Origin of the sequence: Arenibaculum sp., assembly GCF_035998295.1 — a bacterium.
Lineage (GTDB): Bacteria > Pseudomonadota > Alphaproteobacteria > Azospirillales > Azospirillaceae > DASYHS01.
The window spans coordinates 1-2,999 of record NZ_DASYHS010000144.1; the positions used below are offsets into that span (position 1 = coordinate 1).

Below are 2,999 nucleotides of genomic sequence, written 5' to 3' on the forward strand. Positions count from 1 at the left end.
GATGGAGGATCAGCTCCCACACCACGCCCATCGCGACCAGCAGCGAGACGTAGGGCACGAACAGCGCCGCGCGCAGCCAGGGCCGCCACCGCCCGGCCCCCTCGGCCGCGATCGCGGCGGCGAGCCCGCCCAGGACCGACCGCGGCGTCACCAGCAGGAAATACAGCGCGCTGTTGGCGACCGCGCGCAGCACGCCCGGGTCCGCCAGCACCGAGGCGTAGTTGTCCGCCCCGACCGGGGCCAGGTCCCGGTAGCCCAGCCGGTAATCGGTGAGGGAGAAAGCGGCGACGGCCAGCAGCGGCACGAACACCGAGGCGCCCAGCATCAACAGCGCCGGCGCCGCGAAGGCGGGCGACGGCCCCCTCATGTCGCGGAAATCCTCATCCAGTCCCTTATACCCGGGTTCGCGGGAAGCGTGCCTCACGCGCCCGCCGGCGTAAAGCCTTCCGACCCCCGGAGTGGACCGCCCGCGAGCCGCGGCGCGGCGACAAGAACGGTGCGAGACCCGACAAACGGCGAGGTCTCGGGTCGCCCAGCACCGCCACCGCCCCCGTCCCCGGCACGGAAAGCCGCAGGGCCGGTCTCAGGTCGCGTACCGGACGGAGTCATCCAGCCAGCCTTTCGCCCCAAGGACGTCCCAAGCCAGCTCGATCTGTCGTGGTGAGAACCGCTTCTTGCGGTCGCTCCAGGCATGGACCGCCCCGATGGCCGCCTCGGGCGAATCGGCATCCTCGTTCTTCGCGACCCAATATACGGTGGCCAGCAGCTCAAGGCCGAAGGGCGTCTCGAAGCCTTCGACCAGATCAGCCACACGATCGAAGCGAGCCTTGGTCTCGGGATGGTCGGCCAGAAAGGATCCGGCATCCTCGGCGGCGCCCGGCACCAGTTCCAGCAGCTTGTCCGGCACGTCCCCGCCATCGGCATAGCCGGAGACCAGATGGCCCTCGATCTTCTTCAGGACGTGGCGCAGGTTCTCGGCATAGGGTCCATAGGCCGCCTTGACGTAGCGCAGGCGCAGATCCTCCCCCGCCTCCTGCATGAAGTACATGAGCTTGTGGACCTCGATCAGACTGACGAACGGATCCATCAAGCCGCCGAGGTACCGATGCATCAGCCAGACCAGGGCGGCACGGCCGGCAGTCATTTTCGGCACGTCGACACTGCGCGCCATCGTCGCAGGATCCGGCGCGCCGTTCGGCTGGAACACGAGGACCTCGACATCGCGGAGACCGTCCAGCGCCGCTTCGATCCGAGGGCGCACTTCGGACCAGTCGAGCCCTCCGAGACCGGACCCGAGCGGCGGGATCGCAATGGACCGGATGCCCCGCGCCCGGATCTCCGCGGCCAGGGCATCCAAGCCCGCATCGATGTCCTCCATCCGGCTCTTGCCGCGCCAGTGGCGTTTGGTCGGGAAGTTGATGATGAACTTCGGGTTCGTCATCGTGCCGGTCTCGAACACGAACATCCGGCCGGGCTGCACCGCGTTGCGGGCGCAGGCGATCTCGTAGGCCTTGAAGTTCCGCGGAAAGGCGTTCTTGAACTGCAGCGCGATGCCGCGCCCCATGACGCCCACGCAATTCACCGTGTTGACGAGGGCTTCCGCATCGGCCGCGAGAATGTCGCCGGTCGTGTATCTGATCATCGCGGGCTCCTCAATAGTACCAGTCGCGCCTGATCTCGACGCTCGGCCGGTGCGGTGCGCCATGAAGCGCAGCGGCCGCCCGGGCCGCAATCTCGTCCGAGACAACCCCGATCCTGCGAACCAGGGTCCATGGGAACGTCCCGTGCAAGAGAAACTCCGCCTGCTTTTCTTCGCGGCAGGATACCCAATTCCGGGCGTCCACGGCTTGCCAATTCACGTCGCCCAAATCCGCCAGCGACGCCCTGAACTGGCAGTAGTAGGCGGCCGCATTCGACAGGGAGAATGCCCAGCGGCGGCCCTCCCCGTCTGCCCATCCGACCACCTCCTGCATATCGGCTTCAAGATGGACGATCGGACCCTGACCTCCCCGGTACGCCAGTTCCGAATGGTTGGCCTGATGCAAAAGGTAGAGCATTACCGAACGCGGGCAGAAGTAAAAAGGCACGTAGTCGGCGACATGGTCGCCGGAATGGCAGGTCACGGGCAGTTCCAGCCGCCGCTTCTTCAGCTTGCCCATGCCGATGGTGACTTGCGGCCCGCCCTGGGCAATCACCGCCGCATCCGAGATCAGTTCGCCGGCCGCGATGATGGCCGGAAGATTGTCCACATGGGTAATGTGATAGATCTTGGGGTGTTGCGGCGGGGAACTCATGCCGGCATGCCTCTCGGGTTCGCAGCGAGATCACGGTCGGCCCATTTCGGGGTAGCCGTCCCGTACCCATTATAGACGAACCCCTCGATCGGAGATGCCGCCATGATCTCTAACCGCTTGCCCGTTGTTTCCGAGGTGATCGCCGAGCATCGCGGCCTGGCAGTGCTCCGCATCCTGCGCGCGGCCGGCCATAGCGCCAACGATTCCATTCTGATGGACGTGCTCCGCCGCTACGGCATCGCATCGACACGCGCCGTCGTCAGAGAGTGCATCGAACGGCTCAAAGAAGCCGGACTGGTGACCACGGGTTTCTTCGAGCGCGTGCTGGTGGTTACCCTGACCGAGCGCGGGGAGGACATCGCCTTGGGGAGAACGACGGTTCCGGGCATTCTGCACCCTTCGCCGGATTGCGAGTACTGAAGGACCTGCCGGAGGGACGTCAGCCGCCGCCGCGCACCCGGCCGCAGGCCGCTCCGTCGGCGTCGAAGGCGAGCCAGCCCTCGGGGCCGGGCGCGACCGCGAAGGCGTCGGGCGGAAGGATCGCGCAGGGACCCGGCAGGCGCAGCGAGACCTGGGCGCCGCCGGGGGTCGCGGCGCGCAGGATCGTCTCCGCACCCAGACGCTCGACCCGCCGGGTCGAGAGCGGAACGCCCGGCCCGCCGGCGAGCACGCGGCAGCGCTCCGGGCGGAACGCGATCCAGGCCG

Annotated in this window: 4 protein-coding genes and 1 pseudogene; 1 reads left to right on the forward strand and 4 read right to left on the reverse strand. The window is 67.5% G+C overall.

Features of this window, described 5'->3' with window-relative positions:
* From VGO20_RS13995 to darT, 3 genes and pseudogenes are all read right to left on the reverse strand, one after another.
* Positions 1 to 367 (reverse strand): annotated as a pseudogene (locus VGO20_RS13995) (sugar ABC transporter permease); the annotation flags it as partial.
* A 216-nt stretch (positions 368 to 583) separates the two neighbouring features.
* The gene (darG, locus tag VGO20_RS14000) at positions 584 to 1,705 is read right to left on the reverse strand and encodes a type II toxin-antitoxin system antitoxin DNA ADP-ribosyl glycohydrolase DarG (protein ID WP_327502978.1); all 1,122 of its coding nucleotides are present in this window, start codon (positions 1,703 to 1,705) and stop codon (positions 584 to 586) included.
* Positions 1,653 to 2,294 (reverse strand): type II toxin-antitoxin system toxin DNA ADP-ribosyl transferase DarT, encoded by a 642-nt coding sequence (darT, locus tag VGO20_RS14005; protein WP_327502979.1) that lies wholly within the window; start codon positions 2,292 to 2,294, stop codon positions 1,653 to 1,655. Before darT ends, darG begins: the two co-directional genes overlap by 53 nt.
* A gap of 102 nt (positions 2,295 to 2,396) precedes the next feature.
* Here darT and VGO20_RS14010 point away from each other — a divergent pair, with 102 nt between their 5' ends.
* Positions 2,397 to 2,714, forward strand: a complete 318-nt coding sequence (locus VGO20_RS14010) for a VpaChn25_0724 family phage protein (RefSeq protein WP_327502980.1) — start codon at positions 2,397 to 2,399, stop codon at positions 2,712 to 2,714.
* 19 nt (positions 2,715 to 2,733) lie between these two features.
* Here VGO20_RS14010 and VGO20_RS14015 read toward each other — a convergent pair.
* Positions 2,734 to 2,999, reverse strand: a 266-nt coding sequence (locus tag VGO20_RS14015) for a TOBE domain-containing protein (protein WP_327502981.1), incomplete at its 5' end; no start/stop codon positions are given.

Coding starts and splice junctions, on each gene's coding strand:
- darG (WP_327502978.1), bottom strand. CDS start 1,705: ATGGCGCACCGCACCGGCCGAGCGTCGAGATCAGGCGCGACTGGTACT.
- VGO20_RS14010 (WP_327502980.1), top strand. CDS start 2,397: ATGATCTCTAACCGCTTGCCCGTTGTTTCCGAGGTGATCGCCGAGCAT.
- darT (WP_327502979.1), bottom strand. CDS start 2,294: ATGAGTTCCCCGCCGCAACACCCCAAGATCTATCACATTACCCATGTG.